Origin of the sequence: Cellulosimicrobium sp. JZ28, from assembly GCF_015327065.1 — a bacterium.
GTDB classification, from domain to species: Bacteria; Actinomycetota; Actinomycetes; order Actinomycetales; family Cellulomonadaceae; genus Cellulosimicrobium; species Cellulosimicrobium funkei.
Genome location: NZ_CP017660.1, coordinates 1,317,262 through 1,333,456, shown reverse-complemented (window position 1 = coordinate 1,333,456; position 16,195 = coordinate 1,317,262). Strand labels below are relative to the sequence as shown.

Here is a 16,195-nt window from a genome sequence, read left to right as displayed (position 1 = left end):
GACCCTCAGGAGCTCCCCGTGGACCTCGTCCTCGACCGTGTCCGACTCACCTACCCCGACGGCGACGGCGTCCTCGTCGCCGTCGACGACGTCTCCCTCACCGTGCCCTCGGGCACCACGACGGCGCTGCTCGGCCCGTCCGGCGCCGGCAAGTCCAGCCTGCTCGCCGTCGCGGCGACGCTCACGCCGCCGACGGCGGGCGTCGTGCGGGTGGGTCCCGACGTCGTCAGCGCACCGCTCGACGCCGACCCCGGCACCGAGCCCGGGGACGCGGCCGGACGGCGCGGCCGGCGGCGCGCGCGGCGTGCGGCCGACCGGGCGGCGGCGCTGCGCCGCGAGCGCATCGGGCTCGTGTTCCAGCAGCCGCAGCTCGTCGCGTCGCTCACCGTGCTCGAGCAGCTCGAGCTCATGAGCCACCTCCGGGGCCGCTCCCCCGCGTCGCGCCGTGCGCACGCCCTCGCGCTGCTCGACGCCGTCGGTGTCGCCGACCGCGCGGGCCGCCGGCCCGAGCACCTCTCGGGCGGGCAGCGCCAGCGCGTCGCGATCGCCCGCGCGCTCATGAACGACCCCGAGGTGCTGCTCGTGGACGAGCCGACGTCGGCGCTCGACCACGAGCGGGGCGTGCAGGTGGTGGAGCTGGTCGTGCGGCTCGCGCGCGAGCTCGACGCGGCGACGCTGCTCGTCTCGCACGACGAGGCGACGCTCGACCCGGTCGACGCGCGGGTCCACCTCGCGGACGGCCGCCTCGTCCCGGCGCCCGCGGCGGCCTGACGACGCACGGCGCGCTCGGGCCGCCGTCGGGTCAGCGGACCGCGCGCACGTGGGTCGCGACCGCGACCGCCACGACGGCGGCCAGCGCCTGGGCCACCACGACGCCCCACCCGGGCGTACCGACGAGCAGGGCGACCCCGAGCGGGACCGCGCCGAGCACCGCGACGTCGGGCCCCTTGCGCAGCACGGCCGCGGCGCCCGTCGGCAGACCGCCCGAGGGCGTCGCGAGCAGCGGCCCGCCCCAGTCCGGCGGCTCGCGGTACGCGCTGCGCACGGCGGCGGCGCCCTGGACGACCGCAGCGAGCACCGCGACCCCGAGCCAGCGCGCGTCCCCCGTCCCGAGCGCGAGCGGGGCCGTGCCCGCGACGAGGCAGGCCGTCGCCGTGAGCGTCGGGACGACGCCGCGCGCGAGCCGCGTCCAGCGCGCGCGGAGGGGCACGAGCGCGTCGACGACCGGGGCCATCTCGGCCGTGCGCGCCCCCTCCGCGCCGAGCACCGCCGCCCCGAGGCCCGCCGCGACGAGCAGGGCGAAGAGACCGAAGCCGGAGCCCAGGCCGGGCACCTGCTGCGCGACGACCGTGAGGGCGGCGAGACCGACGAGCTGGGCGAGCGCCGACGGGCTGCGACCCAGCAGCACGAGGTCGGCCGCGACCACCGCGCCGACGGGACCGTGCACCGCGGCGAACCGGTGGGGCCGGCGGACCCGGACCCGGGCGGCGCCGGCCCGGCGCAGGGCCCGGCCGAGGTCCCGCGTGTCGAAGGACAGCACGGCGCCACCCACCTGGTCCGCGACCGCGCTCTGCGCGCGCAGCACCGTCGCGCCGAGGGACTCCAGCCCGCGCCACCACCGCAGCACGAGCAGCGCCGCGACGGCGAGCAGACCGAGCACGACGACGAGCGGCGCACCGAGCGGCGGGAGACCCGGTCGTCGGGCGACGACGAGCGCGAGACCCACGACCGGCACGGCCGCGACCGCGACGTCGCTCGCCCGCGCGAGCAGCCCGGCGGCGCGGGCCGACGGCTGGGCGAGTCCCGCGACCGCGACGAGGAGCAGGCCGAGGGCGCCGCCGGTCGCGCCGGCCCGCAGCGCGGGCACCGCGTCCAGGCCCGCCGCGACCGCGACGACGGCGCTCCCCAGCGCTCCGAGCCCGGCACCCAGCACGACGGCGCGCGCGAACGACGGCGACACGAGCCCTCGCCGGTCCGCGGGCGTCGGCACCCACCACCGCACCCCGCCCCCGCCGGCGCCGACCGGCCCCAGGCGCACGGCCGTGCCCGTGAGGAACGCGAGCAGCGCCGTCGTGCCGAGCGCCTGGACGGCCCCCGGTCCCAGCACGGGGGGCCCGCCCGCCGGCGCGGCGGTCGCGAGCGTCGAGCGCAGCATCGAGGCGAGCCCGACGACCCAGCCCGTCGCCAGCGCGACGGACACCACGGCGTAGGCGACGTCGACGACGATCTCGCCCGGCCCGGCGTCGGCCCGCGCGGCCGCGGCACGGGCGGTGAGACGGCGCAGCTCGCGGCCCGTCAGCAGCTCGTCCGGGTCGGAGCGCAGCGCGCTCGCTCCGTGCGGCACGGTCAGCGCACCGCCAGGAGCGCCGCGTGGACGTCGGCCGGGGCGAGCGGGACGCACCGGTCGTCGCCGACGAGCAGGCCGCGCGCGCCCGTGCGCTCGACGAGCTCGGGGTCGTGGGTGGCGAGGACCACGGCCACGCCGCTGCGCGCGTCCTCGACGAGCAGCGCTGCGAGGCGCTCCCGCATCCCCGGGTCGAGCCGCTGCTCGGGCTCGTCGAGGACGAGCAGCTCACGGGGCCGCACGAAGCCCGAGGCGAGCAGGAAGCGTCGGCGCTGGCCGGAGGAGAGCGCCGACGGGAGCGACCGACCCTGCTCCGCGATCCCGAACCGGTCGAGCAGCTCGTCCACGACGGCCCCGGCCCCCGGCACGCCGTGCCCCCGCGCGACCAGGACGAGGTGCTCGCGGACCGTGAGCGCCGGGAAGAACGCGTCGTCGTCGAGCACGCCCGCGACGCGCGCCCGGAAGTCGCGCTCGCGCTCGTCCACGTCGCGCCCGAACGCGCGCACCGCGCCGCCGAGCGGCGCCTGGAGACCGAGCAGCGTGCGCAGGAGCGTCGACTTGCCGCTCCCGTTGGCGCCGATCACCACGACCAGCTCGCCCGGCACCACGGCGAGGTCGACGGGCGCGCACACCGCGACGTCCGCGTAGCCGACGCGCAGCGCGCGCGCCTCGAGCACGGGTGCCGGGGCGGCCACGGTCAGGCGCCCGGCGTCGTCGCGGCCGGCTCCCCGCCCGGGGCGGCGAGGATCTCCCGGGCGCGCGCGACGTCGTCGTGCATCTGCGCCACGAGCGGCTCGATGCCGTCGAAGCGCAGCGTCGGGCGCAGCCGCTCGACCAGCTCCAGGACCACGTCCTCGTCGTACAGGTCGAGGTCCGCGCGGTCCAGGACGTACGCCTCGACCCGGCGCTCGACGCCGTCGAACGTCGGGTTGGTGCCGATCGAGATCGCCGCCGGCAGGCGCACGTCCGCGTGGCGAGGATCGGCGCCCGCGAGCTGCGGTCGCTCGAGCCAGCCCGCGTAGACGCCGTCGGCCGGGACCATGCCGCTGATCGAGCCGAGGTTGGCCGTCGGGAAGCCGAGCTCACGCCCCCGCGCGTCGCCGTGCACGACGGTGCCGCGCACGCGGTGGGACCGGCCGAGGATGCGGGCCGCCTCGCGCACGTCGCCCGCCGCGAGCAGCGCGCGCACGCCCGTCGAGGACCAGCGCACCTGCGAGTCGCCCGGCGTCTCCTCGTCGGTGACCGGCACGCCCTGGTGCTGGCCGACGTCGTCGATCGCCACCACGTCGAAGCCGTACCGCGCGCCGAGCGCGACCATCGTCTCCATGGTGCCCGCGTTGTCGCGGCCGAAGCGGACGTCGTGCCCGACGACGACCGCGCCCGCGTGCAGGCCGTCGACGAGGTAGGCGCGCACGAACTCCTCCGGCGTCTGCCGCGCGAACTCGAGCGTGTACTCCACGAGCAGGACCGCGTCCAGGCCCGTCGCGGCGAGCAGCTCGACCCGGTCCGCGATGCCCGTGATGAGCTCGGGCGCGCTCTGGGGGCGGTGCACGGCCGACGGGTGCGGGTGGAACGTCACGGCCACGGCGCGCGCGTCGCGCTCGCGCGCCAGGTCGACGATGCGGCCGAGCACCTGGGCGTGCCCGCGGTGGACGCCGTCGAAGTTGCCGATCGTCACGACCGACGGGCCGAAACCCGGGGGAACCTGGCTCAGGTCCGTCCACAGGTGCACGCGAGAACTCCTCAGGTGAGCAGGAAGGCCGCGGGTGCCGCCCGGGGCGGCCGCCCGTGCCGACGGGGGGCGGCGGACCGGACGGGGAGGCACCGGGACCGCGCTGGACAAGACTGCCACGCCCCGGGCACGACGCCGAACCGGACGCGTCAGGCGGGAGCGAGCACGAGGACCGGCCGGGCGAGGTCCTTGCCGCCGCGGCGGGTGTCCTCCACGAGCGCCACGAGCTCGCCCGCCGGGGACATCGCCGCCGTCGTGCCGGGCGTCCCGGTCGCGTCGACCCACTGCCCGTACGACAGCGCGGTCGCCTGCTCCGGGGTCAGCTCGCGCACGGGGAACGTCGCACGGGCCGCCTGCGCGAGCGGCAGGGTCGCGAGCACGCCGTCGCGGTCCGCCTGGGCCTCGAGCTCCTCGAGCGTCGAGGCGACGTCGAGCCCGTACCCGCCCACCCGCGTGCGCCGCAGCGCCGTGAGGTGGCCGCCGACGCCGAGCGCCGACCCGAGGTCGCGCGCGAGCGCGCGCACGTACGTCCCGGACGACACCGTCACGGTGACGTCGACGTCGAGCGCGGGCGGCGCGTCGTCGGGGACGCCCTGCTCCCCCGGCGCCACGGGCCGCACCGCGAGCACGTCGAAGCGCGAGACGACGACGGGCCGCGCCGCCAGCGCGACCTCCTCGCCCGCGCGGGCCCGCGCGTACGCGCGCTGCCCGTCGACCTTGATCGCGCTCACCGTGCTCGGCACCTGGAGGATCTCGCCGGTGAGGCCGGCGACCCCCGCGTCGAGGTCGGCCCGCACGACGGCGGACGCGTCCGCCCGCGAGAGCACCTCGCCCTCCGCGTCGTCGGTCGTGGTCGCCTCGCCGAGGCGGATCGTCGCGTCGTAGTCCTTGTCGGCGCCGACGACGTACGTCAGCAGCTTCGTCGCGCGCCCGACGCCGAGCACGAGCACGCCCGTGGCCATGGGGTCGAGCGTGCCCGCGTGGCCGACCTTGCGCGTGCCGGCGAGGCGTCGGCCACGGCCGACGACGTCGTGGCTCGTCCAGCCGGCGGGCTTGTCGACGACGACGAGACCGTCGGGAGCGACGGGGCGTCGCTCCCGACGGTCGGTCGCGGACGGGCGTGCGCCCACGCGGTCAGGCCCGGTCGTCGTCGGCGACGGCGTCCGCGTCCTCCGACGTGCGGTACGGGTCGGCGTCCCCGGCGAAGGGCTTGCCCTCGCGCAGGGCGGCGAGCTCGGCGTCGCGCCGGCGGGCCTCGACGAGCGCGGCGTCGAGGTGCGCCGCCGTCTCGGGCACCGCGTCGAGGTGGAACTCGATCGCCGGAGTGAGGCGGATGCCGGTCTGCTTGCCGACCTCCGACCGGATGAGGCCCTTCGCGCTCTCCAGCGCGGCGGCCGTCCCGGCCCGCTCCTCGTCCGTCCCGTAGACGGTGTAGAACACCGAGGCGTTCTGCAGGTCACCGGTGACACGGACGTCCGTGACCGTGACGAACCCGAGGCGCGGGTCCTTGATCCGCGTGTCGAGCATCTGCGCGACGATCTCCTTGATGCGGTCGGCGAGCTTCCTCGCCCGGGGGTGGTCGACCATGTCTTCTTCCTTTCGTGCCGAGCCTTCCGGCGACGGTCCCGACGACCGTACGTCGAACGGCGCCCACCGGCCGGGTGGGTGACCGCGGTGGGGTGCTGACTGACGACTGCGGGTGATGACGACCGCGGGGTGACGAACGCCCGGGGGCGGCCACGATGACCGTGACCGCCCCCGGGCGTGACGAGCGTCAGGAGCGCGGCTTCTCGCGCATCTCGAACGTCTCGATGGTGTCGCCGACCTGGAGGTCGTTGAACGAGCCCAGACCGATACCGCACTCGAAGCCCTCGCGGACCTCGGTGGCGTCGTCCTTGAACCGCTTGAGCGACTCGACCGTGAGGTTGTCCCCCACGACCTTGCCGTCGCGCAGGACGCGCGCCTTGGCGTTGCGGCGGATCTCGCCCGACCGGACGATCGAGCCGGCGATGTTGCCGAACTTGGAGGAGCGGAAGATCTCGCGGATCTCCGCCGTGCCCAGCTGGGCCTCCTCGTACTCCGGCTTGAGCATGCCCTTGAGCGCGGCCTCCACGTCCTCGATCGCCTGGTAGATGATCGAGTAGAAGCGGACGTCGACACCCTCGCGCTCGGCCAGGTCCTCGACGCGCTCGCCGTACTTCACGTTGAAGCCGATGATGATCGCGTTGTCGACCGTCGCGAGGTTGACGTCGTTCTGCGTGATCGCACCGACACCGCGGTGGATGACGCGCAGCTCGACCTCGTCGCCCACGTCGATCTTGAGCAGCGCGTCCTCGAGGGCCTCGACGGCACCGGACACGTCGCCCTTGAGGACGAGGTTGAGGGTCTCGACCTTGCCCTGCTGGAGAGCCTGCGTGAAGTCCTCGAGGCTGATGCGCTTGCGGCGCTTGGCCAGGAGGGCGGCGCGCTCGGCAGCCTCGCGCTTCTCGGCGATCTGGCGGGCCGTGCGCTCGTCGGGCGCCACGAGGAACGTGTCGCCCGCGCTCGGCACGGACGCGAGACCCAGCACGAGGACCGGACGGGCGGGGCCCGCCTCGGTCACGGCGTTGCCGTGCTCGTCGAACATCGCCCGGACACGGCCGTGGGCCGTGCCGGCGACGATCGCGTCACCGACGTGCAGCGTGCCGGACTGGACGAGGACGGTCGCGACGGCGCCGCGGCCCTTGTCCAGGTTCGCCTCGATGGCGACGCCGCGCGCGTCCTTGTCGGGGTTCGCACGCAGGTCGAGCGAGGCGTCGGCCGTGAGCAGGACGGCCTCGAGGAGGTCGTCGATGCCCATGTTCTGCTTCGCGGACACGTCGACGAACATCGTGTCGCCGCCGTACTCCTCGGCCACCAGGTTGTACTCGGTGAGCTGCTGGCGGATCTTGGCCGGGTTCGCCGACTCCTTGTCCACCTTGTTCACCGCGACCACGATCGGCACGTTCGCCGCCTGGGCGTGGTTGAGCGCCTCGATGGTCTGCGGCATCACGCCGTCGTCCGCGGCCACGACGAGGATCGCGATGTCCGTCACCTGGGCACCACGGGCACGCATGGCGGTGAACGCCTCGTGACCCGGGGTGTCGATGAAGGTGATGGCGCGGTCGACGCCCTCGTGCTCGTGGCGCACCTGGTACGCACCGATGTGCTGGGTGATGCCGCCGGCCTCGCCCGCGACGACGTCCGTCTGGCGGATGGCGTCGAGGAGCTTGGTCTTTCCGTGGTCGACGTGACCCATGACGGTGACGACCGGCGGGCGGGCGGCGAGCTCGTCGTCGCCCTCGGCCTCGAGCTCCGCGTCCAGGTCGATGTCGAACGACCCGAGCAGCTCGCGGTCCTCCTCCTCGGCCGAGACCATCTCGATGACGTAGCCGAGCTCGGACGCGAGGGCACCGAACGTGTCCTCGTCGAGCGACTGCGTCGCCGTGGCCATCTCACCGAGGTGGAACAGCACGGTCACGAGGCTCGCGGGGTTCGCGTCGATCTTGTCGGCGAAGTCGTTGAGCGACGAGCCGTGACGCAGCCGCACGACGGTCGAGCCGTTCCCGCGGGGAACCTGCACGCCGCCGAGCGACGGCGCCTGCATCTGCTCGAACTCCTGGCGCTTCGCGCGCTTCGACTTCCGCCCACGGACCGGACGACCGCCGGCGCGCCCGAAGGCGCCCTGCGTCGAGCCACGACCGGCGCCACCGCGGCCACCGCCACCGGGACGGCCGGCGAAGCCGCCGCCACCGCCGGGAGCGCCGCCACCACCGGGACGACCGCCGAAGCCGCCGCCACGACCGCCGCCACCGCCACCGGGACGACCACCGGGAGCAGGACGCTCACCGGGACGGCCGATCGAGGTGCGGCCGGGCATCATGCCCGGGTTGGGGCGCGGGCCGCCGGGACGCGGCGCCGGACGCGGGCCGCCCGGGCGAGGACCGCCCGAGCGCTCGCCGGACGCCGCCGCCGCACCCTCGGTGCGCTCGGGGCGCGACCCGGGCCGGGGCATGCCCTGGCTCGGGGCGAACGGGTTGTTGCCCGGGCGCGGGGCGCCCGGACGCGGGCCACCCTGCCGGGGCATGCCCTGGCTGGTCGCGAACGGGTTGTTCCCCGGACGCGGTGCGCCGGGACGTCCGCCCGAGCCACCGGGGCGCGGGGCGGGCGCGTTCGTGCCGCCGCCCGGCTTGGGCGAGGCGGTGGGCTTCTGCGCGGGCGCGGGCGTCGGACGCTGCGCCGCGGGAGCCTGGGGTGCCGGAGCCTTCGGGGCCGGCGCCGCGGGCGCGGCGGGTGCCGGAGCCTTCGGGGCCGGCGCGGCCGGCTCGGCGGGGGCCGCGGCCTGCGGGGCCTGCGGAGCCGGCGCGGCCGGCTCGGCCTTGACCTCCGGCTTCGGGGCCGGCTTCGGCGCGGCCGGACGCGCGGCGGGTGCCGCGGGCTTGCTCGCGCCGCCACCCCCGGCGGGGAAGGCGTCGCGCAGCTTGCGGACCACCGGTGGCTCGATGGTCGAGGATGCCGAGCGGACGAACTCACCGAGCTCCGTCAGCTTGGTCATGATGGTCTTGCTTTCCACCCCGAGCTCCTTCGCGAGCTCGTAGACGCGGACCTTTGCCACAACTCTCCTGTCTCGGCCCGCCCCGGACAGGGAGGACCGTCGTTAGTGCTGGGTGCTCATCGCTGGGTACTCATCGGGTGCCCATCGGCTTCTAACCCGCTTCCTTGTCGACGTGTCGTGCTGGCGGCCCCGTACGGACGGGGCCGTGACGCATGGCTCAGAGGTGCTCTCCCGGACGGGCCTCGATCACGGCGCGGACCGCGGCGAGGTCGAGGGGCCCGGCGACATGCAGGGCCCGCGGGACGGCCCGCCGGCGTTCCGCCGTCTCGAGGCACCGGGTCGACGCGTGGAGCCACGCACCGCGACCCGGCAGCGACCGCCCGGCGTCCACCACGAGCCGTGGCTCGTCGGTGCCCGCGCCGGACCGGTCGAGGACCAGACGGAGAAGAGCTGACCGCAGGTCGCGCTGCCTGCACCCGACGCACGTGCGGACCGGACCCGATCCCGTCGGAACGGGAAGGGTCGTGGAGTCCGGGGGCATGGTCGAGGTGCGGGCTCGCGGCCCGGTCGATGACAGTCTACCGCGCCGGTCCGTCATCCGTGACCGTCCCACGCTCCGCGGCTACCGGTCGGCAGCGCGAGGACCTGCGGGAGCGGCACCGTCCGACCCCTCGGCCGGGGCGCCGCCCTCGTCCGAGCGGATGTCGATGCGCCACCCCGTGAGCTTCGCGGCCAGGCGGGCGTTCTGCCCCTCCTTGCCGATCGCGAGGGAGAGCTGGAAGTCCGGGACGACGACGCGCGCGGCGCGCGCCACCTCGTCGACCACCGTGACCGACGACACACGCGCCGGGGACAGCGCGTTGGCCACGAACTGGGCCGGGTCGTCGCTGTGGTCGACGATGTCGATCTTCTCGCCGTGGAGCTCCGCCATGACCGCGCGCACGCGCGAGCCCATGGGCCCGATGCACGCGCCCTTGGCTCCGAGCCCCGGGACGCGCGAGCGGACGGCGACCTTGGTGCGGTGCCCCGCCTCGCGCGCGATGGCCGTGATCTCGACCGAGCCGTCGGCGACCTCGGGGACCTCGAGCTCGAAGAGCTTGCGGACGAGGTTCGGGTGCGTGCGGCTCAACGTGATCTGCGCGCCCTTCATTCCCCGGGCGACCTCGAGCACGTAGGCGCGCAGGCGCTCGCCGTGCACGTACTCCTCCGTGGGGACCTGCTCGTGCGGCGGGAGCACGGCCTCCGTGCCGCCCACGTCCACGAGCACGACGCGCGGGTCGCGGCCCTGCTGGATGACGCCCGCGAGGACCTCGCCCTCCTTGCCGCGGAACGTGCCGAGGATCTGGTCGTCCTCCGCGTCGCGCAGGCGCTGGACGATGACCTGGCGCGCGGTCGAGGTCGCGATGCGCCCGAAGTCGGCGGGCGTGTGGTCGAACTCGGGACCGTACTCCACGGGGCCGCGCGGGGCGTCCTCGTCGTCGGTCTCGGGAGCCGGCAGCTCCTCGCGCGCCCACACCGTCACGTGGCCCGTCTTGCGGTCGAGCTCGACGCGCGCACGGGTGTACGCGTCGGGGGTGCGGTGGTACGCCGAGAGCAGGGCCTGCTCGATCGCCGCGACGAGCACGTCGAGGCTGATGTCCCGCTCGCGCTCCAGCAGGCGCAGCGCGCTCATGTCCACGTCCATCGTCAGGCCTCCTCGTCGTGGTCGGTCGTCTCGTCGGCGGAGCCGTCGAGCTCGGGCAGGTCCGCCTCGAGGGCGCGCTTGAGCTCGACCTGCACCTCGCCGCGCACGACGTCGGCGAGCGGCACCACGCGCTCCGTCACCGCGCCGCGCGCGCCGGGGACGTCCAGGACCAGCTCGGTCTCGACAGCCGAACCGGAGCGCAGCCGGCCCTCGAGCGTGCCGCCGTCGGTCAGGACGAGCCGCACGAGGCGGCCGCGGGCGCGCCGGAAGTGGCGCGGCTCGGTGAGCGGACGGTCCGTGCCCGGTGTCGAGACCTCGAGCGTGTACGCGCCGTGGAGCGGGTCCACCGTGTCCAGCGCCGCGGAGATCGGGCGCGTGGCCTCGGCCACCGCGTCCAGGTCGAGGCTGCCCTCGACGTCGTCGGGGAGGTCCAGCACGACGCGCACCACCGAACGGGCACCCGCACGCGACACCGTGACGTCCTCGAGGTGGAGCCCGGCGTCGCGGACCGCGGGCTCGACCGCCTCGCGGACGCTCTCCCGGAGCGCGTGCGCCGCCGCGTCGCCTCCGGACCCTCTGCCGGACTGACCGCCCGCCTGCCCTGCCATGACTCAGCTCCTGTCCGTGTCCCACGCCGGGTACGCCAGACGACCGGTGTGTTGTTGTCTCGGGTGCTCCGAGCCCCGCTCGCGGGACGTCGGAACGGGGACCAGCCTAACGACTCGCGGGCCCCGGACGTGACATCATCGCCCCCGATGACTCCCCACGCGACCGCGGCCGACGCCGCCCACCGAGCCCGGCGAACCCGTCCCGCGGCCCGTGCCGGCCGTCTGCTCGCGGTCGTCACGGTGCTCGCGACGGGCGTCCTGGCGGCCGGGTGCGGCGTCAGGCTGGACACGCCGCCGCCCACGGAGCCCTCCCCCGACACGGTCGAGGTGCTCCGCTCCGGGGCCGTCGACGACGCGCTCGCGGTCGCCGCGCTGGTGGCGGACGTCACGCCCCGCGTGACCGACCCGACCGCGCTCGCGGTGCTCGGCGAGGCCGCCGCGTTCGCCGAGCAGCACGTCGACGCGCTCGGCGGGGTCTACGACTCGGGCCTCGAGGACCCTGCGGAGCCCGAGGGCGACGTCGCGGGCGACGCCGGGACCGGCACCGCGGGGACCGACGTCGCGGGCGACGCCGGGACCGGCACCGCCGCCCCCGGCACGCCCGCCCCCGGCACCGCGACGACGGACGACGTCGTCACCGCGCTCGTGGGCGCGGCCGAGCGCACGGGCGCGGCGGCGGACGCCTCGCCGGACGCCCGGCTCGCGCGGCTCCTCGCGTCGGTCGCCGCCTCGGAGCACGTCTCGGCGCAGCGGCTCGCCGCGGCCACGGGCTCGACGGCCGCGGCAGGCCTCGCCGATCCGCTGCCCGTCGACGAGGCGCCCGGCGGGGTCGGCGCCGCGGACCTCGCGACGCTCGTCGAGGCGGAGGACGCGGCCGGGTACGGCTACGAGGTGCGCGCCGCGCAGTCGGAGGGCGACGTGCGCACCGCCGCGGTCGCGCGCGCCGCCCAGCACCGCGCCCGCGCGCAGGGCTGGGCCCTCGCCGCGGGCACCGACGGGACGCCGCAGGACCCGCGTCGCGTCGCCTACGCGCTGCCCGACGGCACGGACGCGGCCGCGCTCGCGCGCCAGGTCGAGTCGGGGCTCGCGCAGACGTACGCGAGCCTCGTCGCCGCGGCGGCGCCGACGTCCCGGGCCGAGGCCGTCGCGCTCCTCGCGGACGCGTGGGCGAGCGCCGTCGCGTGGGGCGAGGCGCCCGTCGCGTTCCCGGGCCTGCCGGAGCAGACGGCAGGCTGAACGCGCCCGGCTCGCACGCACGGGCGCGACGCCGACTCCCGCGGGCGCCCTGGTGCACCGACGACCCCGCGCAGCGCGCACCCGGAGCGCCACGCCGCACGGCCGTGAGCGCAGCAGAGCGCCCCGGCCCGGAGGTCCGGACCGGGGCGCCCCGAGGCTGCGCGGACGGTCAGCCGAGGAGCTCGGCGACCCGGCCCGCGACGTGCTCGACGGCGTCCTCGACGGCGACCTGCGCCGCCTCGCCCGCGCGCGGGCGGACCTCGACGACGCCGTCGGCCAGGCCGCGGCCCACGACGAGCAGGAGGGGCACGCCGAGGAGCTCGGCGTCCTTGAACTTCACGCCGGGCGAGACCTTGGGCCGGTCGTCGTAGATCACCTCGACGCCGCGGCCGGCGAGCTCGGTCGCGAGGCGCTCGGCCTCCTCGAACACGCTCGCGTCCTTGCCCGTGGCGACGACGTGCACCTGCGCGGGCGCGACGTGCGCGGGCCACGCGAGCCCCGCGTCGTCGTGGTTCGCCTCCGCGAGCGCCGCGAGGACGCGCGTGACGCCGATCCCGTAGGAGCCCATCGTCACGACGACCTGCTTGCCGTTCTCGTCGAGCACCGTGAGGCCGAGGGCCTGGGCGTACTTGCGGCCGAGCGCGAAGATGTGGCCGATCTCGATGCCGCGCGCGAGCTCGAGCGGGCCCGAGCCGTCGGGCGCGAGGTCGCCCGCGCGCACCTCCGCGGCCTCGACCGTGCCGTCGGCGGCGAAGTCGCGCTCGGCGACGAGGTCGAACACGTGGCGGCCGGGCGCGTTCGCGCCGGTGATCCAGCGCGTGCCGGCGACGACGCGCGGGTCGAGCAGGTAGCGCACCGAGTGCCGCTCGGGGTCTCCCCCGCCGACGCGTCGGACGCGTCGCCGTCCGCGGGTGCCTCGCGGCGCGCGTTCGGGCCGAGCACCTGCGGGCCGATGTAGCCCTTGACGAGCTCGGGGTGGGCGGCGAAGTCGGCGTCCGTGGCCGGCTCGACCTCGGCGGGCTCGAACGCCGCGCCCACGCGCTTGAGGTCGACCTCGCGGTCGCCCGGCAGCCCGACGACGACGACCTCGCGGCGGCCGTCCGGGTGCGTCAGGGCGAGCACGACGTTCTTCAGCGTGTCGGCCGCCGTCCACGCGCGGTCCTCGCGGGGGTAGCGCGCGTTCGCGAGCTCGACGAGCGAGGCGATGGTGGGGGTGTCGGGCGTGTCCTCGACGTGCGCGGCCGGGGCGTCGGCGTAGTCGACCGCCTCGGGCACCGGCGTGACGACGGCCTCGACGTTCGCGGCGTAGCCCCCGGGCGAGCGCACGAACGTGTCCTCGCCGATCGCGGTCGGGGTGAGGAACTCCTCGGAGCGCGACCCGCCCATCGCGCCGGACGTGGCGGCGACGATGACGTACTCGAGCCCGAGCCGGTCGAAGATGCGCCGGTAGGCCGCGCGCTGCGCCTCGTACGAGCGCTCGAGGCCCTCGTCCGTCGTGTCGAACGAGTACGCGTCCTTCATGACGAACTCGCGCCCGCGGATGAGGCCCGCGCGGGGACGCGCCTCGTCGCGGTACTTCGTCTGGATCTGGTAGATCGTCAGCGGCAGGTCCTTGTACGACGAGTACAGGTCCTTGACGAGGAGCGTGAACATCTCCTCGTGGGTGGGCGCGAGGAGGTAGTCCCCGTCCTTGCGGTCCTTGAGACGGAAGATGTTCGGCCCGTACTCCGTCCAGCGGCCCGTCGCCTCGTACGGCTCCTTGGGCAGCAGCGCCGGGAAGTGCACCTCCTGCGCGCCCGCGGCCGCCATCTCCTCGCGGACCACGTCCTCGACCTTGCGCAGCACGCGCAGGCCGAGCGGGAGCCAGGTGTAGATGCCGGGGGCGGCGCGACGGATGTAGCCCGCCCGCACGAGGAGCCGGTGGCTCGCGACCTCGGCGTCGGCCGGGTCCTCGCGCAGCGTCCGGACGAACAGGGTGGACAGGCGCAGGAGGTCGGCGCCCCGGACGCGGGTGGAGGCCGCGGCGGGCGCGCCGGACGTGACGGAAGACATGCGCCCCACCCTACCGGCGGGGAGGATGTCCCCATGCCCGAGCTGCCCGAGGTCGAGGCCCTCGTCCGGTTCCTCGACGACCGCGCGACCGGTCGCACCGTCGTGGCCGCGGACGTCGCGCAGATCGCCGCGCTCAAGACGTTCGACCCGCCGGTCTCGGCCCTGGTGGGGCGGGTCGTCACGGGCGCCCGCCGGCACGGCAAGTGGCTCGACCTCGTGCTCGCCGAGACCGGCGACGGGACCGGTGCGCCCGGGCCCGACGCCGAGGTCCACCTCGTGTTCCACCTCGCCCGGGGCGGGTGGCTGCGCTGGTCCGAGAAGTCGCCGACGACACCCGTCCGCCCGCGCCTCGGCGGCAGCGGCGGCGGGAAGGCCGCGGTGCTCGCGCTGCGCGTGCGGTTCGACGACGGTTCCGGGTTCGACCTCACGGAGGCCGGGACGCGCAAGCGGCTCGCGGTGCACGTCGTGCGCCACCCGGAGGAGGTCCGGGCGATCGAGACGCTGGGCGTGGAGCCGCTCGACCCGGCCTTCACGCCCGAGGCGCTCGGGGCGCTCATGGCGGCGCGCAACCAGCAGGTGAAGGGGCTGCTGCGCGACCAGTCGTCGATCGCCGGGATCGGGAACGCCTACTCCGACGACATCCTGCACGCGGCGCGCACGAGCCCGTTCAAGCTCACGCGCTCGTTCACGCCCGACGAGGTCGCGCGCGTGCACGCCGCCGTGGGCGAGGTGCTCGCCGAGGCCGTGGCGGCGGCGTCGGGCAAGCCGGCCGCCGAGCTCAAGGACGCGAAGCGCGCGGGGATGCGCGTGCACGGACGCACGGGCCTGCCCTGTCCCGTGTGCGGCGACACCGTGCGCGAGGTCAGCTTCGCCGACCGCAGCCTCCAGTACTGCCCGACGTGCCAGACCGGGGGCCAGGTCCTCGCCGACCGGCGGATGTCGCGCCTGCTCAAGTGAGGACCCGCCGGGCGGGGCGCGCCCTGCGGGGCGGCGCCGTCAGAACAGCACGGTCGCGTAGGTCCCGACCTGCTCGAACCCGACCCGGCGGTACGTCGCGAGCGCGGCCGCGTTGTAGTCGTTGACGTACAGCGAGACCACGGGAGGCGCCGCACCGCGCGCCGCGTCCGCGGGCCCGGCTTCGCGCGCGAGGCGCACGACGGCGGCCATCCCCGGAGCGGCGAGCCCCTGCCCGCGGTACCGCGGGTCGACCCACACGCCCTGCACCTGCGCGACGCGCGGCGTCACCGCGCCGAGCTCCGCCTTGAAGACGACGTGCGGCGAGCGGCCGGGCTCCGCGGCCATGCGGACGAAGGACCGTCCCGCGAGCACGAGCGAGCGGACGCGCTCCTCGTACGCGCGGCCCCCGCCCTCGACCGGCGAGTAGCCGACCTCCTCGGTGAACATGCGCACGCACGCGGGCAGCACCACGGGGACCTCCGCCGGGACGGAGCGGCGCACGTGCGGGTCGGGCTCGACGTCCGGGTCGCGGTCGATCGCGAGCGACGGCTGGTTCGCCCGGATCTCGCGCGGCGCCGGCCAGTGCGGGGCGAGCAGGTCCCACAGCGCCAGGACGGCGTCGCGCTCGCCCACGACCGACGACGACCGCCGCCCCGCGTGCCGCGCGAGCGCGGCGAACGCGGCGACCGCCGTGCGGGCGCGGTCGGCGTCGAGCGACGCCGGGACGACCGGCACGAGGTTCGCCCCGGCCCAGCACACCGCCTCGAGCGGGCCGACGGCGGGAAAGCCCCACGCCTGGCCGCCCGCGGCGTGCAGGCCGGCGTGCTGCGCGACGGCGAGCCGCGCCGCCGCGAGCGTCGACGCGACCGGGTCGCCCGCGCACACCGCGAGCGCCTCGGGGACGTCCGCGTCGGACAGGACGCGGGCCCGCTCGGCAGCGTCGTCGCCCGACCCGGCGCGCGCCCGTGGCCGCAGTGCCGGGACGGACGGGCGCCAGCGGCTCACGAGG

General features: G+C 76.3%; 13 protein-coding genes and 1 pseudogene. 3 read left to right on the top strand and 11 right to left on the bottom strand.

What is annotated here, in order from left to right:
- The first annotated feature begins 18 nt into the window (after window positions 1-18).
- On the top strand, window positions 19-771 hold the full coding sequence (locus BJP59_RS06135) for an ABC transporter ATP-binding protein (RefSeq protein ID WP_194522480.1): 753 nt from the start codon (window positions 19-21) through the stop codon (window positions 769-771).
- A 31-nt stretch (window positions 772-802) separates the two neighbouring features.
- Here the strand turns inward: BJP59_RS06135 and BJP59_RS06130 are convergent, their stop codons facing one another.
- From BJP59_RS06130 to rimP, 9 genes are all read right to left on the bottom strand, one after another.
- Window positions 803-2,344 carry a DUF6297 family protein gene (locus BJP59_RS06130; protein ID WP_194522479.1) on the bottom strand — a complete coding sequence of 514 codons (1,542 nt, stop codon included), beginning with the start codon at window positions 2,342-2,344 and terminating at the stop codon, window positions 803-805.
- Window positions 2,345-2,346: 2 nt separating this feature from the next.
- Complete coding sequence (locus BJP59_RS06125) at window positions 2,347-3,039, bottom strand: ABC transporter ATP-binding protein (protein ID WP_171467758.1); 693 nt, start codon at window positions 3,037-3,039, stop codon at window positions 2,347-2,349.
- Between the two features lie 2 nt (window positions 3,040-3,041).
- Window positions 3,042-4,076, bottom strand: a complete 1,035-nt coding sequence (locus tag BJP59_RS06120) for a bifunctional riboflavin kinase/FAD synthetase (protein WP_051028542.1) — start codon at window positions 4,074-4,076, stop codon at window positions 3,042-3,044.
- A gap of 149 nt (window positions 4,077-4,225) precedes the next feature.
- Entirely contained in the window at window positions 4,226-5,206 is a 981-nt protein-coding gene (truB, locus tag BJP59_RS06115; protein WP_194522478.1) for a tRNA pseudouridine(55) synthase TruB, read from the bottom strand.
- A 4-nt stretch (window positions 5,207-5,210) separates the two neighbouring features.
- Window positions 5,211-5,663 (bottom strand): 30S ribosome-binding factor RbfA, encoded by a 453-nt coding sequence (rbfA, locus tag BJP59_RS06110; protein ID WP_043659091.1) that lies wholly within the window; start codon window positions 5,661-5,663, stop codon window positions 5,211-5,213.
- A 187-nt stretch (window positions 5,664-5,850) separates the two neighbouring features.
- Complete coding sequence (gene infB, locus BJP59_RS06105) at window positions 5,851-8,709, bottom strand: translation initiation factor IF-2 (protein WP_085388114.1); 2,859 nt, start codon at window positions 8,707-8,709, stop codon at window positions 5,851-5,853.
- Between the two features lie 157 nt (window positions 8,710-8,866).
- Window positions 8,867-9,190 (bottom strand): YlxR family protein, encoded by a 324-nt coding sequence (locus BJP59_RS06100; protein ID WP_228485300.1) that lies wholly within the window; start codon window positions 9,188-9,190, stop codon window positions 8,867-8,869.
- An 81-nt stretch (window positions 9,191-9,271) separates the two neighbouring features.
- Window positions 9,272-10,333, bottom strand: a complete 1,062-nt coding sequence (nusA, locus tag BJP59_RS06095) for a transcription termination factor NusA (RefSeq protein WP_021482697.1) — start codon at window positions 10,331-10,333, stop codon at window positions 9,272-9,274.
- Between the two features lie 2 nt (window positions 10,334-10,335).
- Window positions 10,336-10,941, bottom strand: coding sequence for a ribosome maturation factor RimP (rimP, locus tag BJP59_RS06090; RefSeq protein WP_086151333.1), 606 nt, complete (start codon window positions 10,939-10,941; stop codon window positions 10,336-10,338).
- Window positions 10,942-11,088: 147 nt separating this feature from the next.
- Here rimP and BJP59_RS06085 point away from each other — a divergent pair, with 147 nt between their 5' ends.
- Window positions 11,089-12,177, top strand: a complete 1,089-nt coding sequence (locus tag BJP59_RS06085; RefSeq protein WP_194522477.1) for a DUF4439 domain-containing protein — start codon at window positions 11,089-11,091, stop codon at window positions 12,175-12,177.
- A gap of 175 nt (window positions 12,178-12,352) precedes the next feature.
- Here BJP59_RS06085 and BJP59_RS20385 read toward each other — a convergent pair.
- A pseudogene (locus BJP59_RS20385) lies at window positions 12,353-14,229 on the bottom strand (proline--tRNA ligase); the annotation flags it as partial.
- 33 nt (window positions 14,230-14,262) lie between these two features.
- On the opposite strand from BJP59_RS20385, the gene BJP59_RS06075 reads away from it, so the two are divergent.
- Window positions 14,263-15,186, top strand: coding sequence for an Fpg/Nei family DNA glycosylase (locus tag BJP59_RS06075; protein ID WP_194522476.1), 924 nt, complete (start codon window positions 14,263-14,265; stop codon window positions 15,184-15,186).
- Window positions 15,187-15,225: 39 nt separating this feature from the next.
- Here BJP59_RS06075 and BJP59_RS06070 read toward each other — a convergent pair whose 3' ends face one another.
- Window positions 15,226-16,191 (bottom strand): GNAT family N-acetyltransferase, encoded by a 966-nt coding sequence (locus BJP59_RS06070; RefSeq protein WP_194522475.1) that lies wholly within the window; start codon window positions 16,189-16,191, stop codon window positions 15,226-15,228.
- Between the last annotated feature and the right edge of the window lie 4 nt (window positions 16,192-16,195).

Coding starts and splice junctions, on each gene's coding strand:
- rbfA (WP_043659091.1), bottom strand. CDS start 5,663: ATGGTCGACCACCCCCGGGCGAGGAAGCTCGCCGACCGCATCAAGGAG.
- BJP59_RS06100 (WP_228485300.1), bottom strand. CDS start 9,190: ATGCCCCCGGACTCCACGACCCTTCCCGTTCCGACGGGATCGGGTCCG.
- nusA (WP_021482697.1), bottom strand. CDS start 10,333: ATGGACGTGGACATGAGCGCGCTGCGCCTGCTGGAGCGCGAGCGGGAC.
- rimP (WP_086151333.1), bottom strand. CDS start 10,941: ATGGCAGGGCAGGCGGGCGGTCAGTCCGGCAGAGGGTCCGGAGGCGAC.
- BJP59_RS06085 (WP_194522477.1), top strand. CDS start 11,089: ATGACTCCCCACGCGACCGCGGCCGACGCCGCCCACCGAGCCCGGCGA.
- BJP59_RS06075 (WP_194522476.1), top strand. CDS start 14,263: ATGCCCGAGCTGCCCGAGGTCGAGGCCCTCGTCCGGTTCCTCGACGAC.